Annotated in this window: 15 protein-coding genes; 5 read left to right on the top strand and 10 right to left on the bottom strand. The window is 46.7% G+C overall.

The features are described from left to right. Window positions 1–5: 5 nt before the first annotated feature. The gene (topA, locus tag BBC0122_RS06635; RefSeq protein WP_077992360.1) at window positions 6–2,651 is read right to left on the bottom strand and encodes a type I DNA topoisomerase; all 2,646 of its coding nucleotides are present in this window, start codon (window positions 2,649–2,651) and stop codon (window positions 6–8) included. Window positions 2,652–2,891: 240 nt separating this feature from the next. On the opposite strand from topA, the gene BBC0122_RS12995 reads away from it, so the two are divergent. Then, window positions 2,892–3,059, top strand: a complete 168-nt coding sequence (locus BBC0122_RS12995; protein WP_188318004.1) for a hypothetical protein — start codon at window positions 2,892–2,894, stop codon at window positions 3,057–3,059. Here the strand turns inward: BBC0122_RS12995 and dprA are convergent. From dprA to BBC0122_RS06615, 4 genes are read right to left on the bottom strand one after another with little or no spacing between them, the layout of a single operon-like run. Continuing rightward, the gene (gene dprA / locus BBC0122_RS06630; RefSeq protein ID WP_077992358.1) at window positions 3,040–4,215 is read right to left on the bottom strand and encodes a DNA-processing protein DprA; all 1,176 of its coding nucleotides are present in this window, start codon (window positions 4,213–4,215) and stop codon (window positions 3,040–3,042) included. The genes BBC0122_RS12995 and dprA overlap by 20 nt on opposite strands. 21 nt (window positions 4,216–4,236) lie before the next feature. After that, complete coding sequence (gene plsY / locus BBC0122_RS06625) at window positions 4,237–4,875, bottom strand: glycerol-3-phosphate 1-O-acyltransferase PlsY (RefSeq protein WP_077992356.1); 639 nt, start codon at window positions 4,873–4,875, stop codon at window positions 4,237–4,239. Between the two features lie 35 nt (window positions 4,876–4,910). Continuing rightward, window positions 4,911–6,206: a dihydroorotase gene (locus tag BBC0122_RS06620; protein ID WP_077992354.1), complete on the bottom strand. Its 1,296-nt coding sequence runs from the start codon at window positions 6,204–6,206 to the stop codon at window positions 4,911–4,913. Continuing rightward, the gene (locus tag BBC0122_RS06615) at window positions 6,203–7,165 is read right to left on the bottom strand and encodes an aspartate carbamoyltransferase catalytic subunit (protein WP_077992352.1); all 963 of its coding nucleotides are present in this window, start codon (window positions 7,163–7,165) and stop codon (window positions 6,203–6,205) included. Before BBC0122_RS06615 ends, BBC0122_RS06620 begins: the two co-directional genes overlap by 4 nt. A 130-nt stretch (window positions 7,166–7,295) precedes the next feature. On the opposite strand from BBC0122_RS06615, the gene BBC0122_RS06610 reads away from it, so the two are divergent. Further along, window positions 7,296–8,924 carry an acyl-CoA dehydrogenase family protein gene (locus BBC0122_RS06610; protein WP_077992351.1) on the top strand — a complete coding sequence of 543 codons (1,629 nt, stop codon included), beginning with the start codon at window positions 7,296–7,298 and terminating at the stop codon, window positions 8,922–8,924. Here BBC0122_RS06610 and ruvX read toward each other — a convergent pair. Next, window positions 8,909–9,388 (bottom strand): Holliday junction resolvase RuvX, encoded by a 480-nt coding sequence (gene ruvX, locus BBC0122_RS06605; RefSeq protein ID WP_077992350.1) that lies wholly within the window; start codon window positions 9,386–9,388, stop codon window positions 8,909–8,911. The genes BBC0122_RS06610 and ruvX overlap by 16 nt on opposite strands. Window positions 9,389–9,504: 116 nt before the next feature. Between ruvX and BBC0122_RS06600 the strand changes: the two genes are divergently transcribed. The 3 genes from BBC0122_RS06600 to gatA all read left to right on the top strand — a co-directional run bounded on the left by BBC0122_RS06600 (window position 9,505) and on the right by gatA (window position 12,085). Then, window positions 9,505–10,209 carry a metal-dependent hydrolase gene (locus BBC0122_RS06600; RefSeq protein WP_077992348.1) on the top strand — a complete coding sequence of 235 codons (705 nt, stop codon included), beginning with the start codon at window positions 9,505–9,507 and terminating at the stop codon, window positions 10,207–10,209. Between the two features lie 77 nt (window positions 10,210–10,286). After that, window positions 10,287–10,574: an Asp-tRNA(Asn)/Glu-tRNA(Gln) amidotransferase subunit GatC gene (gene gatC / locus BBC0122_RS06595; RefSeq protein WP_077992347.1), complete on the top strand. Its 288-nt coding sequence runs from the start codon at window positions 10,287–10,289 to the stop codon at window positions 10,572–10,574. Window positions 10,575–10,603: 29 nt separating this feature from the next. Then, window positions 10,604–12,085, top strand: coding sequence for an Asp-tRNA(Asn)/Glu-tRNA(Gln) amidotransferase subunit GatA (gatA, locus tag BBC0122_RS06590; protein WP_077992345.1), 1,482 nt, complete (start codon window positions 10,604–10,606; stop codon window positions 12,083–12,085). Window positions 12,086–12,650: 565 nt separating this feature from the next. On the opposite strand, the gene BBC0122_RS06585 is transcribed toward gatA, so the two are convergent. From BBC0122_RS06585 to BBC0122_RS06570, 4 genes are read right to left on the bottom strand one after another with little or no spacing between them, the layout of a single operon-like run. Then, a complete protein-coding gene (locus tag BBC0122_RS06585) occupies window positions 12,651–13,361 on the bottom strand; it encodes an ABC transporter ATP-binding protein (RefSeq protein ID WP_077992343.1) in 711 nt (236 codons plus the stop codon). Then, window positions 13,348–14,130 (bottom strand): ABC transporter ATP-binding protein, encoded by a 783-nt coding sequence (locus tag BBC0122_RS06580; RefSeq protein ID WP_077992342.1) that lies wholly within the window; start codon window positions 14,128–14,130, stop codon window positions 13,348–13,350. The genes BBC0122_RS06585 and BBC0122_RS06580 overlap by 14 nt, the downstream gene beginning before the upstream one ends. Beyond that, entirely contained in the window at window positions 14,127–15,185 is a 1,059-nt protein-coding gene (locus BBC0122_RS06575; RefSeq protein WP_077992340.1) for a branched-chain amino acid ABC transporter permease, read from the bottom strand. The genes BBC0122_RS06580 and BBC0122_RS06575 overlap by 4 nt, the downstream gene beginning before the upstream one ends. Further along, window positions 15,185–16,261 (bottom strand): branched-chain amino acid ABC transporter permease, encoded by a 1,077-nt coding sequence (locus BBC0122_RS06570; protein ID WP_077992338.1) that lies wholly within the window; start codon window positions 16,259–16,261, stop codon window positions 15,185–15,187. The genes BBC0122_RS06575 and BBC0122_RS06570 overlap by 1 nt, the downstream gene beginning before the upstream one ends. Window positions 16,262–16,283: the final 22 nt, after the last annotated feature.

The raw sequence follows: 16,283 nt of genomic DNA, 5'->3' as shown, positions 1-16,283 counted from the left end.
ACGGGTTAATCGGCTTTTTTGGAAGTTGTCTTTTTGGTTGCGGCTTTTTTTGTTGCCGTTTTTTTTGCAACAGTTTTTTTGGCTGTCGCGGTTTTTGTTGCGGTTTTCTTTACCGCTGCTTTGCGGCCTTTTTTGGGAGCGTCGGCTTTTTTTGAAATCAGCTCCAAAGCTTCTTCCAGCGTGACGGACGCGGGATCCTGCCCCTTGGGCAAAGTTGCGTTGATCTTGCCCCAGTTGACATAAGGCCCATAACGGCCGTCACGCACCGTCACATCGCCCCCTTCCGGATGCTGTCCGAGAGTTGCAATAGCTTTCGGTGTTGCACTGCGGCGTGAGCTGCCACGTGCCTGTTTTTCTGCAAGAACGGTTACGGCTCTATTGATGCCGATGTCGAACACCTCTTCAGGTGTTTCGAGATTGGCATATTGACCATCGTGCGAGACATAAGGCCCATATCTACCGATGGAAGCCATGATCGGTTTGCCGGTTTCCGGATGTAACCCGACTTCACGCGGCAAGGACAAAAGTGCCAGTGCCTTTTCAAGGTTCATCTCGTTTGGCGACCAACTTTTAGGAAGGCCTGCACGCTTCAGTTCTTCACCATGTTTACATTCCACATAAGGACCGAAACGCCCGATTTTAAGAACGACATCTTCACCATTTTCAGGATTTTTTCCGAGTATTGTCGGCCCGTCCGCCTGCTGTGCTTCGCCATCGCCCACGTCTTCGCTTCCCAATTGTCTTGTATATTTACATTCGGGATAGTTGGAACAGCCGACGAATGCACCATAACGACCAAGTTTGAGGGATAGCCGGCCTTCATGACAAAGCGGGCAGGAACGTGGATCGCTACCGTCTTCGCGAGGTGGAAATGCAAGCGGAGCCAGCGCGTCATTCAACACATCAAGAACATTGCTCACGCGCAATTCCTTGATGTCGGCTACCGAAGCGTTGAAGGCATCCCAGAATTCCCGCAATACCTGTTTCCAGGACAGTTTTCCATCCGAAATAAGATCAAGCTTTTCTTCGAGATCGGCGGTAAAGTCGTATTCTACATAACGGTTGAAGAAATTTTCAAGAAAAGCGGTGACAATACGCCCTTTTGCCTGCGGTACGAGCTTGCGTTTTTCAATCGTTACATAATCGCGGTCGCGAAGTGTAGCGAGTGTTGATGCATAAGTGGATGGGCGACCAATTCCGAGTTCTTCAAGCTTTTTGATGAGTGTTGCTTCCGAATAGCGGGCAGGTGGCTCGGTCGTGTGTTTGAGAGCCTCAATACCAAGCTTTTTCAATTTCTCATCGGCTTCCATCTTTGGCAGCCTTATGGAATCTTCACTCTCCGTCGTGTCGTCATCTTTTTGATCGGAATAGGCAGCAATAAAACCGTCAAATGTGATTACCGAACCGACGGCTCTCAGATTTGCATGATCGGAACCTTTTATCGCTTCAATTTCTACAGTTGTGCGTTCAATATCGGCCGGCTTCATTTGACTGGAAATAGCCCGTTTCCAAACGAGTTCGTAAAGTTTGAACTGGTCGCTATCGAGATATTTTTTTACGTCATCGGGTTTGCGCATGAAGTCGGTGGGGCGAATGGCTTCGTGGGCTTCCTGGGCATTTTTAGCTTTTGTTGAATAGAAACGTGGTTTGTCAGGCACATAATTTGCGCCGAACATCCCGTGAATTGCTTTTCTTGCAGCTTCGATTGCTTCAGGCGCAATTTGAACGCCATCGGTACGCATATAAGTAATGAGACCGGTTGTCTCGCCTCCTATATCAATACCTTCATAGAGCTTTTGGGCAACTTGCATTGTACGTGAGGCAGAAAAACCGAGTTTGGAGGATGCTGCCTGTTGTAGCGTCGATGTGGTAAATGGCGGGACAGGATTGCGTTTTGTCGGTTTTGCTTCGACACTTATTGTTCTGAAATCGGCACCGTCCAACATTTTACGGATGTTTTCTGCCTGTTCAAAACTTTTTATATCAAGTTTACCAAGTTTTTTCTGATTGAATGCAACGAGTTTTGCCAGAAAGCTGTCGTCAGCTTTGGTAGCAAGCTTTGCTTCTATCGACCAATAATCTTCACGTTGGAAACGTTCAATTTCCGACTCGCGGTCACAAACAAGACGCAAAGCCACCGATTGGACACGACCGGCAGAACGGGCACCGGGTAGTTTACGCCAGAGTACCGGAGAAAGAGTAAATCCTACAAGATAGTCGAGAGCCCGTCGCGCCAAATAAGCATCAACGAGCGGAATATCAATCGAACGCGGATGAGCCATTGCTTCCAGCACCGCGTGTTTGGTAATCGCATTAAAAACCACCCGTTTGACAGGTTTACCTTTTAACAGTTTTTTATGCTGCAAAACGTCAAGTACATGCCACGAGATGGCTTCACCTTCACGGTCAGGGTCGGTTGCGAGAATAAGACCGTCGGCATCCTTTAGTGCCTTGGATATTTCGGCAAGTCTTTTGGCACCGGTCGGGCTGGTATCCCATTTCATTGCAAAATCTTCGTCCGGCAATACCGATCCGTCTTTTGCAGGAAGATCGCGTACATGCCCGAATGATGCCAGAACTTTGTAATCGGGCCCTAGATATTTATTGATCGTTTTAGCTTTTGCCGGTGATTCTACGACGACAACATCCATAATAATATCCGTTTCCCTCAACCGATGATTTTTCCTGTTCCTCAATTGAACGGCTGAACACCATTGGTCAAGGCTAAATGAAAAAAAAACCTGTATGCAACTAATGATTGCACACAATAAAAATACACGTTATTATCGCTAAGCTAACTAACCATTGTTGCTAAATCCTGTTTGATCCTGAACGTTTATTGTCTACTCCATTTATATAAGAAACGGGAGGATTTATATAAGGAGAGAGGGATGCCGTCAGACAGCACGAAAATTATCGGATATATTACCGATATGTCCAGACAAATGACAATAATGGCGATGAAAGCCAATTCGCCCTTTCTGGCTTATCTTCTGGAATTGGCCGCCAAAGAGGGGCAAAACATCTTGAACAATGATTCTAACGAGGAAAATCGTTAAAAGCGAGAGAAACAAGTCCACCGCTATGGCGGACGAGCTTTCCTGCCAGATCCAGTTCGACGAGTATCAGATAGATTTTATCAATCGGCACACCTGAGGAATTGCTCAGAGTTTCTATGTCTATGGGGGTTGTTGAAAGTGCGTCTATTATTGCGTCGCGTTCTCTGTCATTTGCGTCAATATCGCGAGCTTCGGTGTTATCAATTTTTGTTTGATCGGTTTCCTCAATACTGTCTACGGGGGCAAAAAGCGAAGTTTGGTTTTCGTTCGACGTTGTAAGTGGCAGAAGCGTTTCGGCAATGTCTTCAGGGCGGGTAACGAGAAGTGCGCCCTCCTTGATAATATTATTGGTGCCTTGCGCTCTGGGATCAAGAGGGGAGCCGGGTATTGCAAACACGATACGCCCCATTTCCGCAGCCATTCGCGCCGTTATGAGCGAACCGGAGCGAATCGCTGCTTCACAAACCAGAACTCCCAATGATAACCCTGCAATGATTCGGTTACGGCGAGGAAAATCCTGTGCACGCGGTAGGGCACCGATTGGCATTTCACTGATAATGGCGCCACCTTTTTCCAATATTTTTTCGTAAAGGGTGTTATTTTCGGGTGGATATATATGATCGATACCGCCGGCCATAACGGCGATTGTACCGGTTTCAAGACTTGAAATATGGGCTGCTGTATCTACTCCGCGCGCCAATCCGGAAATGATTTTAAATCCCGTTTCTCCCAATTTCTGGCAAAAGAGCGTTGTCAGCTTTTTTCCTGTCGCCGATGCATTGCGCGACCCCACTACGCCGACAGAAGGAGAAAAAAAGCAATCGCAATTTCCCTTTATCGCAACGAGTGGTGGCGGCGTTTCGGCTGCACGCAAATAAGGCGGGTAATCCGGCTCGCCTACACCAACAAAGCGTACACCTATTTTTTCGGCTCGTTCGAGTTCCTGTTCGGCATCCTTTCTGCTTGCAATCCGGATAGGTTTGCCTTTGCCCCCCTTTATACTCAATTCAGGAAGTGCAGCGAGAGCATTTGACGCAGAACCGAAATGTTCGATCAGATTGATAAAGGTGACTGCTCCGACATTTTCACTTCGTATCAATTGCAACCAGCTAAGACGCTGGGCATCGTTCAGAGTAATCCCTTTACGTTTTTCCATTGGATTGCAAGTTCCCGCTATTTATTTTTTTGAGCCGATTTTACTTTCGTTTCCTGTCAATAAACGTCTTATATTGGCGTGATGTTTTAAAATGACAATGACACTCATGAAGGAAAGTACAATTGCAAAAAGATTTTGCGAAGGCCTGTCCATGAAAAGCCAAATGAAAATTGGCACCAGAATAACTGCAAAAAGTGCCGATAGTGAAGAATAACGCGTGACGAACGCTGTCAATAGCCAGACACATATGAATACCAATGCGGCAGGCGGATAAAATCCGAGACAAACGCCGAGATAGGTAGCAACGCCTTTGCCACCTTTGAATTTCAGCCAAACCGGATAGAGATGGCCGATGAATGCCGCAAATCCGCCCAGAGTGACAATGACAATATTGTTATAGTCCAAAGCCGACAGCAGAAAAGCAATATAAACCGCCAATGTTCCTTTAAACATGTCGCATAGCAATGTTAAAAGTGCGATCTTTTTATTGCCGGTTCGCAAAACATTTGTTGCACCGATATTACCCGATCCTATTTTGCGCACATCCCCAAGGCCGGCAAGCCGGGTAAATAATAGTCCGAAAGGTATCGAGCCGATAAGATAACAAATCAACAGCGTCAGCCAGGAAACCATTTTCGGAGATAAAGCAATATCGGCCATAGAGTTACCCTTTTCAAGATTTGCCGTTCGACCTGTCAGTTCTGATAGTCATATACGCATTTACCGGCGACATAGGTTTTTAATACATGTCCCTGAAAACGTGCATTCTCGAAAGGCGTATTCTTGGATCGCGAATGGAGCATATCAAGGGTTAAAACCCATGGTTCATCGAGATCGACCAGAATAAAATCGGCCATTTTTCCTAACTGCAAGGTTCCCGCGTCAATTTGGAGGACTTTTGCCGGATTGGTGGAAAGGAGAGCCGCAATTTTGCCGAGAGGGAGCGATTGGTCGTGATAAAGGCGTAAGGCTGCTGCCAGCAATGTTTCCATACCGACGGCACCGGCTTCTGCATCTTCAAAAGGCAAACGTTTTGTATCCGCGCCTTGCGGATCGTGACTGGATACAATGATGTCGATTGTTCCATCGCGAACCGCTTCAATCATGGCGAGGCGATCCTCTTCCGATCTGAGCGGAGGCGAGAGCCGGAAGAACGTACGGTATTCGCCAATATCGTTTTCATTCAAAGTGAGATTATTAATTGAAACACCTGCCGTTACATTATCCAGATTTTGTTTGGCACGGCGGATAGCTTCAGCAGACATTCCGGTGGAAAGTTCGGCAGCATGATAACGGCAACCCGTCAAGGCGGCCAAACGCAAATCGCGTTCGAGAGGGATGACTTCCGCCTCTTTGGGAATACCCGCAAGGCCTAGCCAGCTTGACAGTAATCCCTCATTCATCACTCCGGCACCGGTTAGCCATTTATCCTGGGTTTCGTGGATAATCAGCGCGTCAAAGTCATGCGCATAAGTCATAGCACGCCGGAGAACCAGAGAATTTTCAACTGTTTTATGACCGTCGGTGAAAGCTATCGCGCCAGATTCTTTCAATAGACCGAATTCGGTCATTTCCTGTCCTTCAAGTTGTTTGGTAATCGCCGCTGAAGGATAGACATGAACCGATGCATTTTCACGTGCGGTCTGTTTGACAAATTCGACCAATGCAACATCATCAATAACCGGATGGGTATCCGGCATCATCACAAAAGAGGTGACACCGCCAGCAGCGGCAGACCGACTCGCCGAACGAATGGTCTCGCGGTGTTCATTGCCGGGTTCACCGACATAAACGCGCGCATCGACAAGTCCGGGAAGAATTGCTTTTCCTTGCGCATCAAAAACCTCGGCGCCGTCCGGCGCTCCCTGATTTTGTGCATTTTCACCACATGCCTTGATGACGCCATCGACGACAATAAGCGTGCCTATTTCATCCTTGTTGCATGAAGGATCGACGATGCGGGCGTTTTTATAAACCAGAGATCTCTTCATTGGATTTCTCCTTCGCTGCGACGTGGATCCAGTAATGCTTCAATAACGGCCATTCTGACGGCCACCCCCATTTCGACCTGTGTATGGATTACACTCTGCGGGCCATCCGCAATATCGGAAGCAATTTCGACACCACGATTGATCGGTCCGGGGTGCATAACAATGCAATCTTTATTTGCAAGTGCGAGTTTCTGTTTATCCAGTCCGAAGAAATGGAAATACTCCCTTACGGAAGGAATAAACGCGCCTGACATGCGTTCGCGTTGCAGACGGAGCATCATAATAACGTCTGCATCTTTCAAACCTTCTTGCATCGTTGTGAAAACTTCAACACTCATATTGCCAATATCAAAGGGAAGAAGTGTCGTTGGTGCGACCGCCCGTACCCGCGCGCCCAAGGCATTCAGGCTTAAAATGTTGGAACGTGCAACGCGTGAATGCAATATGTCGCCACAAATAGCCACCGTTAGACCGTCAATTCTGCCTTTCGCACGCCGGATAGTCAGCGCATCAAGAAGGGCTTGTGTGGGGTGTTCGTGTGCACCATCACCCGCATTGACGACGGCACAGCTAACTTTTTGGGCAAGAAGTGCGGCTGCACCGCCAGATTTGTGACGAACGACCAGAATATCGGGATGCATTGCATTCAATGTCATCGCCGTATCTATAAGAGTTTCGCCTTTTTTGACAGATGAATGGCTTACCGCCATATTCATGACATCTGCACCAAGCCGTTTTCCGGCAAGTTCAAATGATGATTGCGTGCGGGTGGAATTTTCAAAAAATAAATTTATTTGTGTTCGTCCGCGCATAGACGTTTTTTTCTTGTCAATCTGGCGCGATATTGCGACATTCGCATCTGCGCGGTCGATTAATGTTGTCAGATCATGTGCACTCAGGCCTTTAATGCCCAAGAGATGGCGGTGTGGGAAGATAGGGAAAGAAGTTGTTTGAATCATCACAGAAATTTCCTAAAGAAACTGAGTGACACTACAACAAGGGTTGCTTTTTATGCAATGTCTGTTTTAACCGCACCAATAACTTAATTTCACCGCAACAAAGAATTTTTGACGGAATCGGGAATAAATTGTGAACACTGTAGCCAATCGGAATATCATGCGAAAAAATGCTTTTTTAGATGATGCGGTTCTGTTCCGTTTTTCGTCTCTTTTGCCAACGCCTCTCCTTGCCGGTTTCGAGGAAATAGGTGCATTTGTGGCAAGCAGGGAAGCGCAGGATCTTGCTAGACTTGCCAATATTCACCGGCCAATTCTCAGACGTGAGAACGAATGGGGCGATGGTCTGCAACAATTGGAAACCCATCCGGCCTATCATGCATTGTTGCGGCGTTCCCGTCAGGCTGGTCTTTGTTCTTCATTGTGGGAAAAGGGGCCGGCCGAAAATGGCGTCCGTTATCAATCGCGCGCCATCCGGCTTTTTCTCATGTCGGGTCTTGAAACCGGTCATTTGAACGAGATTACGTCTACGAGTGCCGGCATTTCGGCTCTTATTGGCGAAGCCGATCTGTTCGGCAAATGGCAAAATGTTCTATTGTCACGCCAGCACGATTATTCTTCTCGTCCGATCTCTACAAAAAAATCGGCAAGCCTTACATTTGCCTGCGACGAGGTAAGAAATAGTCTGCAAAATGCAACGCAGGTTTCGGCAGCAACGCGCATTTCATTTGATTCCGCAAACGGAAGAGATCTCTACCGGATTGATGCCGTTAAACAGTCGGTACTCAACCCGATGGCTGACGGTTATTTTGTAACCGCCGAGGTAGGCGGGCAAAAATGTTGCTTCTTCGTTTCCCGCTTTCTCGACAATGGCGCATTGAACGGAAATATTTCGGTGGATTTTCTCGTCCATCGCGCTGGCGAATGTTCGTCAGCAGAAGGGCAGGTTTCTTTTCGCGACAGTCTCGGCTGGTTGATCGGCAAAATCGGCGAAGGTGATAAAGTCATCAGAGATGTTGAAACGATGACGCGTTTCGATCAGGCGGTGATTTCTGCGGGTGTCTTGCGCGCAGCACTTCAAACGGGTGTGAATTTCTTCAGACGCTTCAATCCGCGTCAGGTTTTGTCACCTTTGACCGAGCGTATTTTTGCTGATCTTGCACTTGATGTTGTGGCTTCCCAATGTCTCGTTATGCGGCTTGCACGTGCATTCGATAGTGCCGCAACCAATCGCGGGGAGGCGGCATTTGCCCGTATTATGACGCCGATTATAGCAATCCATATTAACGAGCTGGTGGCTCCGGTTATCGGGGAAATTATTTCTCAAATGGGTGCTCAGGCATATATGTTCGATAGCCGCATGGGTAGAATGCTTGTCGACGCCCCGATGCGTACCATGAAGGGCAATGGCGGCAATGATATTGTCGTCGACACGATTCGTTTAGGCGAAAGGGCGCCCGGTCTTTTTCAGGGGTTACTTGACCAGATTGGTCGAGACATTGGCCCGGCCGGTCCGAAGACGGTTGAAATACTCAATGCGGCGGCAAGGGTCGCTGCTAATGACATCGGTGCCGGTCGACTTTTTATTGAACAAATGGCTTATGCGGGAGCTGCCGCAGCCCTCCAGCAAGCCGATATGCCCCATATAACTGCTGCTTATATTGAAAGCCGGCTCGGCGGGCAGTGGCGTTCTTCTTACGGTATGTTGAGCGCACGTCATCATGCGGGACATATATTGGATACACTTTATCCGGCCGTTTGAGCCAGTCGGTTCAGCCGGTCGAGCGCACCTTGCAGAATAAAAGCGGCCGCCGCAGAATCAATCCTGTCGGCACGTTTTGCGCGCGAGACATCCATTTCGAGAAGTCCTCGTTCTGCGGCCACTGTCGACAACCGTTCGTCCCAGAATACAAAAGGGATTTCCGTAAAACTGTTCATATTATGGACAAACGCGCGTGTGGCCTGAACGCGCGGGCCGCTTGTGCCGTCCATATTTTTGGGCAGGCCAATAATTGCAACGCCGATATTTTCTTCTGAAAATATTTTTACGAGCTGTTCGGCATCAATAGAGAACTTTTTTCTCTTCAATACAGGGCGAGGGGTGGCAAAACGCCACCCAAGGTCGGAAATTGCAATACCTATTGTTTTTGTTCCCAAATCAAGACCAATAATATTTTTATCTGTCAAACCGAGAGCAGGAATTTCAGTAATATCTATAACCGGCATTGATAGAGGCCTTTATCGAATATCCCGTTTGACCAAGCAGGTACTTGGCATTTTTGAATTTTGCGTTCAATATAAGGTAAAACGTCGAACTTCCAATGAAAAACAAGGATAGTGGCATGAAAATAATATGGCTCGGTCATGCAGCCTTTCGCATTGAAGTCGGAAAAGCGGTTATTCTGATAGATCCTTTTTTGACCGGCAATCCTGCAGCAAAAGACCTCGATATCAAAAAAGCAGTCGAAGGTGTTACGCATATTGCACTTACTCATGGTCATAGCGATCATGTCGGAGATACGATTGCTATCGCGAAAGAAAAAATTGTTCCGGTGACTGCAAATGCCGATCTTGCCGCCTGGCTTCAGTCACAAGGTGTGAAAGATGTTGTGCCCGGTAATGCCGGTGGTACACAGACGCATGACGGCTATAGCATCACCTTTGTCAACGCCATCCATTCATCTGCCATGCTCACCGATAACGGCATGTCGCAATGTCTTGGCAATCCGAACGGGTTGGTCTTCCATTTCAACAATGCGCCGACGCTCTATCATATGGGCGACACAGATATTTTTTCAGATATGCAGCTCATTAACGAGTTACATGAACCGGAAATCGGCATTGTACCTATTGGTGACTTTTTTACGATGGGTGGTGCAGTTGCAGCTCTTGCATGTCAACGCTATTTCCATTTCAAAACAGTGATACCTTGTCACTGGGGTACTTTCCCTGTTCTCGACCAAACGCCGGAGCGTTTTGTAAAAGGTATGACCGGAACAAAAACGACCGTTGCATTGCCAAAAGTCGGTGAAACGCTCAATTTCTGAACGTCTTTTCTTGCTCTTGTGTGCTTCGGCCTGTATAGCTTCATCAAGGAAAATATCTTTCATACGGGATTTGTTTAATGTCTGTAGATATCAAAACGGTCAAACGTGTTGCCCGTCTTTCGCGCATTGCTGTGAAAGATGACGAGGCGGAGCGTATGGCAAACGAGCTGAACGCTATTTTAGGATTTGTCGAACAGCTCGATGAAGTCAATGTAGACAATATAGAGCCGCTCACATCTGTTATTCCGATGTCTTTGCGTACACGTGAAGATGTTGTCAATGATGGTAACAAAGCGGCCGACATTGTGGCCAACGCCCCTTTGAGTGAAGACAATTTCTTCCTCGTTCCAAAAGTGATCGAATAGCAATTTGAATATTTATTTTGAGGCATGATATGACCGATTTGACGAAGCTGACAATTGCCGAGGCTCGTGACGCGCTCAAAAAGGGTGACTTCAAGGCAACAGAACTAACTGACGCATATATTCATGCCATTGAAGCAGCCAACCCTGCTATTAACGCCTATGTTGCCGTGACGGCAGACCATGCGCGAAAAATGGCAAAAGCGTCTGATGAACGAATTTCGCAAAAGAAAGCGGGGGCGCTTGAAGGTATTCCACTCGGTGTAAAAGACCTTTATGCAACTTATGACATTCACACCCAGGCGTGTTCTCACATCCTTGATAACTTCAAACCGAAATACGAGTCGACTGTAACAAGCAATCTCTGGGCTGACGGTGCAGTTATGCTCGGAAAACTGAATATGGACGAATTTGCCATGGGTTCGTCTAACGAGACTTCCTACTATGGTCCCGTCATCAATCCGTGGCGTGCTGAAGGTTCGGATGAAAAATTGGTGCCCGGTGGCTCTTCGGGCGGGTCGGCTGCTGCTGTTGCTGCCCATTTGTGCGCTGGTGCAACCGCCACCGATACAGGCGGTTCAATCCGTCAACCCGCTGCATTTACCGGCACTGTCGGAATTAAGCCCACCTATGGACGTTGTTCGCGCTGGGGAATCATCGCTTTTGCCTCTTCGCTCGATCAGGCCGGTCCCATTGGCCGCGACGTACGTGATTGCGCTATTTTATTGAAATCCATGGCTTCCTTCGATGAGAAAGATTCAACTTCCGCCGACATGCCTGTTCCCGACTATGAAGCATCTATCGGCAAATCGGTTAAGGGCATGAAAATCGGTATTCCAAAGGAATATCGTGTTGATGGTATGTCGGAAGAAATAATGGCGCTTTGGCAAAAAGGCATTGATTGGTTGAAAGAAGCTGGAGCTGAAATCGTCAATATTTCTCTCCCTCATACGAAATATGCATTGCCTGCCTATTATATTGTTGCGCCTGCCGAAGCTTCGTCGAACCTTGCGCGTTATGACGGTGTGCGTTACGGCCTTAGAGTTCCAGGCAAAGACATTATCGAAATGTATGAGAATACACGTTCGGAAGGTTTCGGGCACGAAGTCAAACGGCGTATTCTCATTGGCACTTATGTGTTGTCGGCCGGTTATTACGATGCCTATTATCTTAAGGCTCAAAAGGTTCGCACACTTATCAAACAGGATTTTGACAAGTGCTTTGAAGCAGGTATTGACGCCATTTTAACTCCGGCGACACCAACTGCCGCGTTCGGAATTGCCGACAAAAAATTGAAAAACGATCCTGTAGCCATGTATCTCAATGATATTTTCACCGTTACAGTGAATATGGCGGGTCTCCCCGGAATTTCATTACCTGCCGGTTTATCAAAGAATGGTTTACCGCTAGGCTTGCAGCTCATTGGCAAGCCATTCGGCGAGGAACAATTGTTCCAGACCGCCAATATTATCGAGCAGGCGGCAGGCAAGTTTTCTCCGCAAAAATGGTGGTAAGGGTTTAACGCCATTTTTTGGCAACGGCCAAACTCTAAAATCTATTCAACACGGCAAAATTTTTGCCGTGTTTTTTATTTAAGAAAAACGCAATAACAAGATGAAATCGTCAATTAGGCATTTGAAGTTTGAATGGTATTCGACATTGCAAATGGCGGCGGGGGGTGTGGCGATAAAGAATTAGAAATTTATATAATATTCAATAATTACAATAAAATACGATAAAAAGTTAAATTATTACATAAATGTTTTGCGCTTGCTCTTATCGGGAACTGTGAACAATTTTGAGGTTATCAAGGAAGCGGGTTAAAAAGGAAGTAATGTAGACTCATCGCTTTCGTTGAACTTTGAAGTTTTCTCAATGTTTTTTAACCGCTCCAAACGTGCCGAGCTTTAAATTCAGCTATCCATACACAGTAAAAATATACGAAATTCAATATTTTTTCCCGACAGGATAATGCAAATGGGTAAGGATAAAAAGCCGATTGGAATGTCTTAGAAAACCCCGAAAATTAGTCCGTCTATTGAATGATTGCGAAATTCACCCGATGAATGGAAAGGTTTATTATCCGCCGAGATATGCTGCTTTGACACGCGGGTCTTTGAGCATTGTCTTGCCTTCTCCTTCGAGAATAATCTTACCGACTTCCAGAATATAGGCATAATTGGCAATTGATAACGCTGCGAACGCATTTTGTTCGATAAGCAGAACCGTTTTGCCCATTTCGTTTATTTTCCGGATAATTGAAAAAATCTCCTGAACAAGAATTGGAGCCAATCCCAGAGATGGTTCATCAAGCATAACGAGTTCGGGATTACTCATAAGCGCCCGTCCGACTGCGAGCATTTGCTGCTCGCCACCCGACATCGTGCCACCCAATTGTTTCGACCGTTCTCTAAGCCTTGGAAAAAGATCGAAAATCCATTCAATATCCCGCTTGATCCCCTCTTTATCGTTGCGAATATAAGCACCGAGTTCGAGGTTCTCCAAAACGGTCAGATGCGGCATGATACGACGCCCCTCAGGGCTTAACGCAATTCCTTTTTTCAGGATTTCTTCAGGCTGCTTTCCGAGGATATTTTCACTTTTATAAAGAATCTCGCCGGTTACCGATTTATTCAAACCCGCGATAGAGCGAACCGTACTGCTTTTTCCTGCACCATTTGCGCCGATAAGTGTAACAATCGAGCCTTCTTTGATCGACATGGACAAGCCTTGCACGGCTTTGATTGCACCATAATTGACACGAAGGTCATTAATCTCAAGAATGTTCATGAATTTCTCCGCCAAGATAGGCTTCGATGACTTTTGGATTGTTACGAATGTCTTCAGGTGTGCCGTTTGCAATCAGTGCACCATATTCCAGTACCCAGATATGGTTACATAATCCCATAACGACCCGCATATCATGTTCGATAAGCAGAATAGTCAGTCCGAATTCTTCCCGTATCCGTGAAATGAATAGGCGCAGTTCCTCACTTTCCTGAGGGTTCATGCCGGCGGCCGGTTCATCAAGAAGCAGTAATTCCGGTTCGGTTGCCAAAGCGCGGGCAATTTCAAGGCGGCGTTGAGCGCCGTAGGGGAGTGCCGTTGCCGGCTGATCTGCGAGATCTGCAAGGTGCACACGATCCAGAAGTTCAAGAGCTTGTTCACGAATTTTCTTTTCTTCCCTTACCGCTGAGGGGATGAAAAGGGCACTCGCAAACCACGGACTTTTTTGACGCACATGTGCGCCAACCATGACATTTTGTAAAACGCTCAATCCTGTAAACAAGCGAATGTTTTGAAAAGTACGGGCGATGTGGCGTTTGCAAACAATATTGGGGTGTAGACCCGATACTTTTTTGCCGTCAAAAGATATTGTACCGCTTGTCGGGGTATAAAATCCGGAAATCATGTTGAAAACAGTTGTTTTACCGGCACCGTTGGGACCAATGAGACCGGCGATCGTGCCCCGTTCAATAGCGATATTGATGTCATTGACAGCAGTCAATCCGCCAAAGCGCATTGTGACATGGTCGAGTTTCAATATTGTGTCGCTCATGACCGGTCTCCGCTCTTGGCTTCAGAACCTTTCTTGAAAAAATGGTAAATACCGTTCCAGGAAAATTCACGTGTTCCAAGCAAACCGCTTCTCCAAAACAGGATTATCCCCATCAGCAATATCGAAAAAATAACCATTCTCAGTCCCGGAATTCCCGGAATATGAATGAAACCGAAATCGATTGGCTGCTCGACGATACGTAACCATTCCAACATAACAGTGATGATAACACTACCAATAATACTTCCGGTAATCGAACCAAGACCACCGGCAACGACAATCATCAAAATATTGAACGTTAAAAGGAAGTTGAACATTTTAGGATCGATTGTCGAAATGAGTGCTGCCGTCAGTGCGCCGCCGACACCGGCAAAAAAAGCGCCGATTGTGAATGACAATGTACGGTAGAAAAAGGTGTTAACGCCCATAGTTTTAGCTGCAATCTCGTCATCGCGAATGGCGCAAAGTGCATTTCCTGTATTGCTTTTTAGAAGCAGCACAATAAAGACGACAGTAAAGGCAAGCCAACCATAGTTCCACCACAAATTGGCGTATTGCGGTATTCCTTTAATGCCGAGCGAACCATTTGTAATAGGTGTGGCATTGGTAATGACGACGCGTATGATCTCGGCAAATCCAAGCGTTGCAATGCCGAGATAATCTCCGCCAAGCCGCAAAACAGGAAGCGCAATGACAAGGCCGAGGAGTGCCGCGCAAACACCCCCCAAAACGACCGCAAAGAAAAATGGAACCTGCAAATGTTGCAAGGGTTCAAACATCGGCTGTAAAATCCACATCATCTGCTTTTGTTCGGGTGAAAGCAGTAATATGGCGCAAACATAGGCTCCTATGGCCATGAAACCGGCATGGCCCAAAGAAAACATTCCTGTAAAGCCATAAATAAGATTGAGCGACACCGCCAGAATGGCATTGATTGCGATAAGATTTAGAATGCGCACAGTATAAGCATCAAAGTGGTTCTGGGCATAAAACAGAAACGCTACGAGGCATAGAATAGAAATCAGGGATAGAATGATTTGCGAGGATTTCGACATCAGATTTTTTCCTCACTTTTCTTGCCCATGAGTCCCGTTGGCATAACAAGCAGAATCATGATGAGCATGATAAAAGCAAATGCATCACGATACCCTGACAGCGACGGGAAAAATGCAATAATCATGATTTCTATGAAGCCCAGAAGTAGGCCGCCAAGCATTGCCCCTTCAACCGAACCGATACCTCCGATGACGGCTGCAATAAACGCCTTAAGTCCCGGTATTACTCCCATATAAGGGTTAATCTGCGGGTAACGTAACGCCCACATTATACCGGCGATTGCAGCCAGAGCCGATCCCAAACCGAATGTGAAAGCAATGATCTTGTCCACAGAAACGCCCATTAAGCGCGTGGTTTCGATGTCGCGTGAAATTGCGCGCATGGCAAGACCGGGTTTTGTTTTGTTGATAATCCATAACAGAAGAACAACGAGCAATAGTGAAACAATGGGCACGATGAGCGCCATTGGCACAATACGGATTATCCCTTGAGCACCTTCACCAAAATGCCATTGAATAGGCGTGACAAGCAATTCGGGCTGTTTGACGCTTTTTGGCACGCCTGTGAACAATACAGTTGCGAGATTTTCTATAAGAAATGACATACCGATTGCACTTATAAGCGCGGAAATACGTGGTGCATCCCGCAACGGCCGATAGGCTATACGGTCAACTGCAATGCCGCCGGCACTGGTAACGAATACCGCAAAACAAACGGCAAGTAACCAGACCGGCGTAAAATCGCGCGGACTTACAAAAGCATAATAGGCAAGAGCCAGAACAAGAATGATAAAGAGCGCTGCCCAATAGGGTTTTATGCGTGTTTTAAAGCCGATGAAGACCGAATAATAAACCAGAATTGCCAGAATAACGAGCAACACAGCCGCCCATGCAGGCATGAAACTGATTGTCGAGAAAAAAACAAAATACGCACCCAACATAAAAATATCGCCATGGGCGAAATTGATAAGCCGCAAGATGCCGTAAACCATTGTGTACCCAATGGCTATCAATCCATAAAGTGCCCCTAGCGCCAAAGCATTAAAGAAATGTTGAATGAACATTTCTGTAGTCATGTTTTAGCCTTCCTGATATTGC

The sequence above is a fragment of the Ditibartonella choladocola genome, assembly GCF_002007565.1.
GTDB lineage: Bacteria > Pseudomonadota > Alphaproteobacteria > Rhizobiales > Rhizobiaceae > Bartonella > Bartonella choladocola.
This window is presented reverse-complemented; position numbering and strand designations above follow the sequence as displayed.

Coding starts and splice junctions, on each gene's coding strand:
- topA (WP_077992360.1), bottom strand. CDS start 2,651: ATGGATGTTGTCGTCGTAGAATCACCGGCAAAAGCTAAAACGATCAAT.
- BBC0122_RS12995 (WP_188318004.1), top strand. CDS start 2,892: ATGCCGTCAGACAGCACGAAAATTATCGGATATATTACCGATATGTCC.
- dprA (WP_077992358.1), bottom strand. CDS start 4,215: ATGGAAAAACGTAAAGGGATTACTCTGAACGATGCCCAGCGTCTTAGC.
- plsY (WP_077992356.1), bottom strand. CDS start 4,875: ATGGCCGATATTGCTTTATCTCCGAAAATGGTTTCCTGGCTGACGCTG.
- BBC0122_RS06620 (WP_077992354.1), bottom strand. CDS start 6,206: ATGAAGAGATCTCTGGTTTATAAAAACGCCCGCATCGTCGATCCTTCA.
- BBC0122_RS06615 (WP_077992352.1), bottom strand. CDS start 7,165: ATGATTCAAACAACTTCTTTCCCTATCTTCCCACACCGCCATCTCTTG.
- ruvX (WP_077992350.1), bottom strand. CDS start 9,388: ATGCCGGTTATAGATATTACTGAAATTCCTGCTCTCGGTTTGACAGAT.
- BBC0122_RS06600 (WP_077992348.1), top strand. CDS start 9,505: ATGAAAATAATATGGCTCGGTCATGCAGCCTTTCGCATTGAAGTCGGA.
- gatC (WP_077992347.1), top strand. CDS start 10,287: ATGTCTGTAGATATCAAAACGGTCAAACGTGTTGCCCGTCTTTCGCGC.
- gatA (WP_077992345.1), top strand. CDS start 10,604: ATGACCGATTTGACGAAGCTGACAATTGCCGAGGCTCGTGACGCGCTC.
- BBC0122_RS06585 (WP_077992343.1), bottom strand. CDS start 13,361: ATGAACATTCTTGAGATTAATGACCTTCGTGTCAATTATGGTGCAATC.
- BBC0122_RS06580 (WP_077992342.1), bottom strand. CDS start 14,130: ATGAGCGACACAATATTGAAACTCGACCATGTCACAATGCGCTTTGGC.
- BBC0122_RS06575 (WP_077992340.1), bottom strand. CDS start 15,185: ATGTCGAAATCCTCGCAAATCATTCTATCCCTGATTTCTATTCTATGC.
- BBC0122_RS06570 (WP_077992338.1), bottom strand. CDS start 16,261: ATGACTACAGAAATGTTCATTCAACATTTCTTTAATGCTTTGGCGCTA.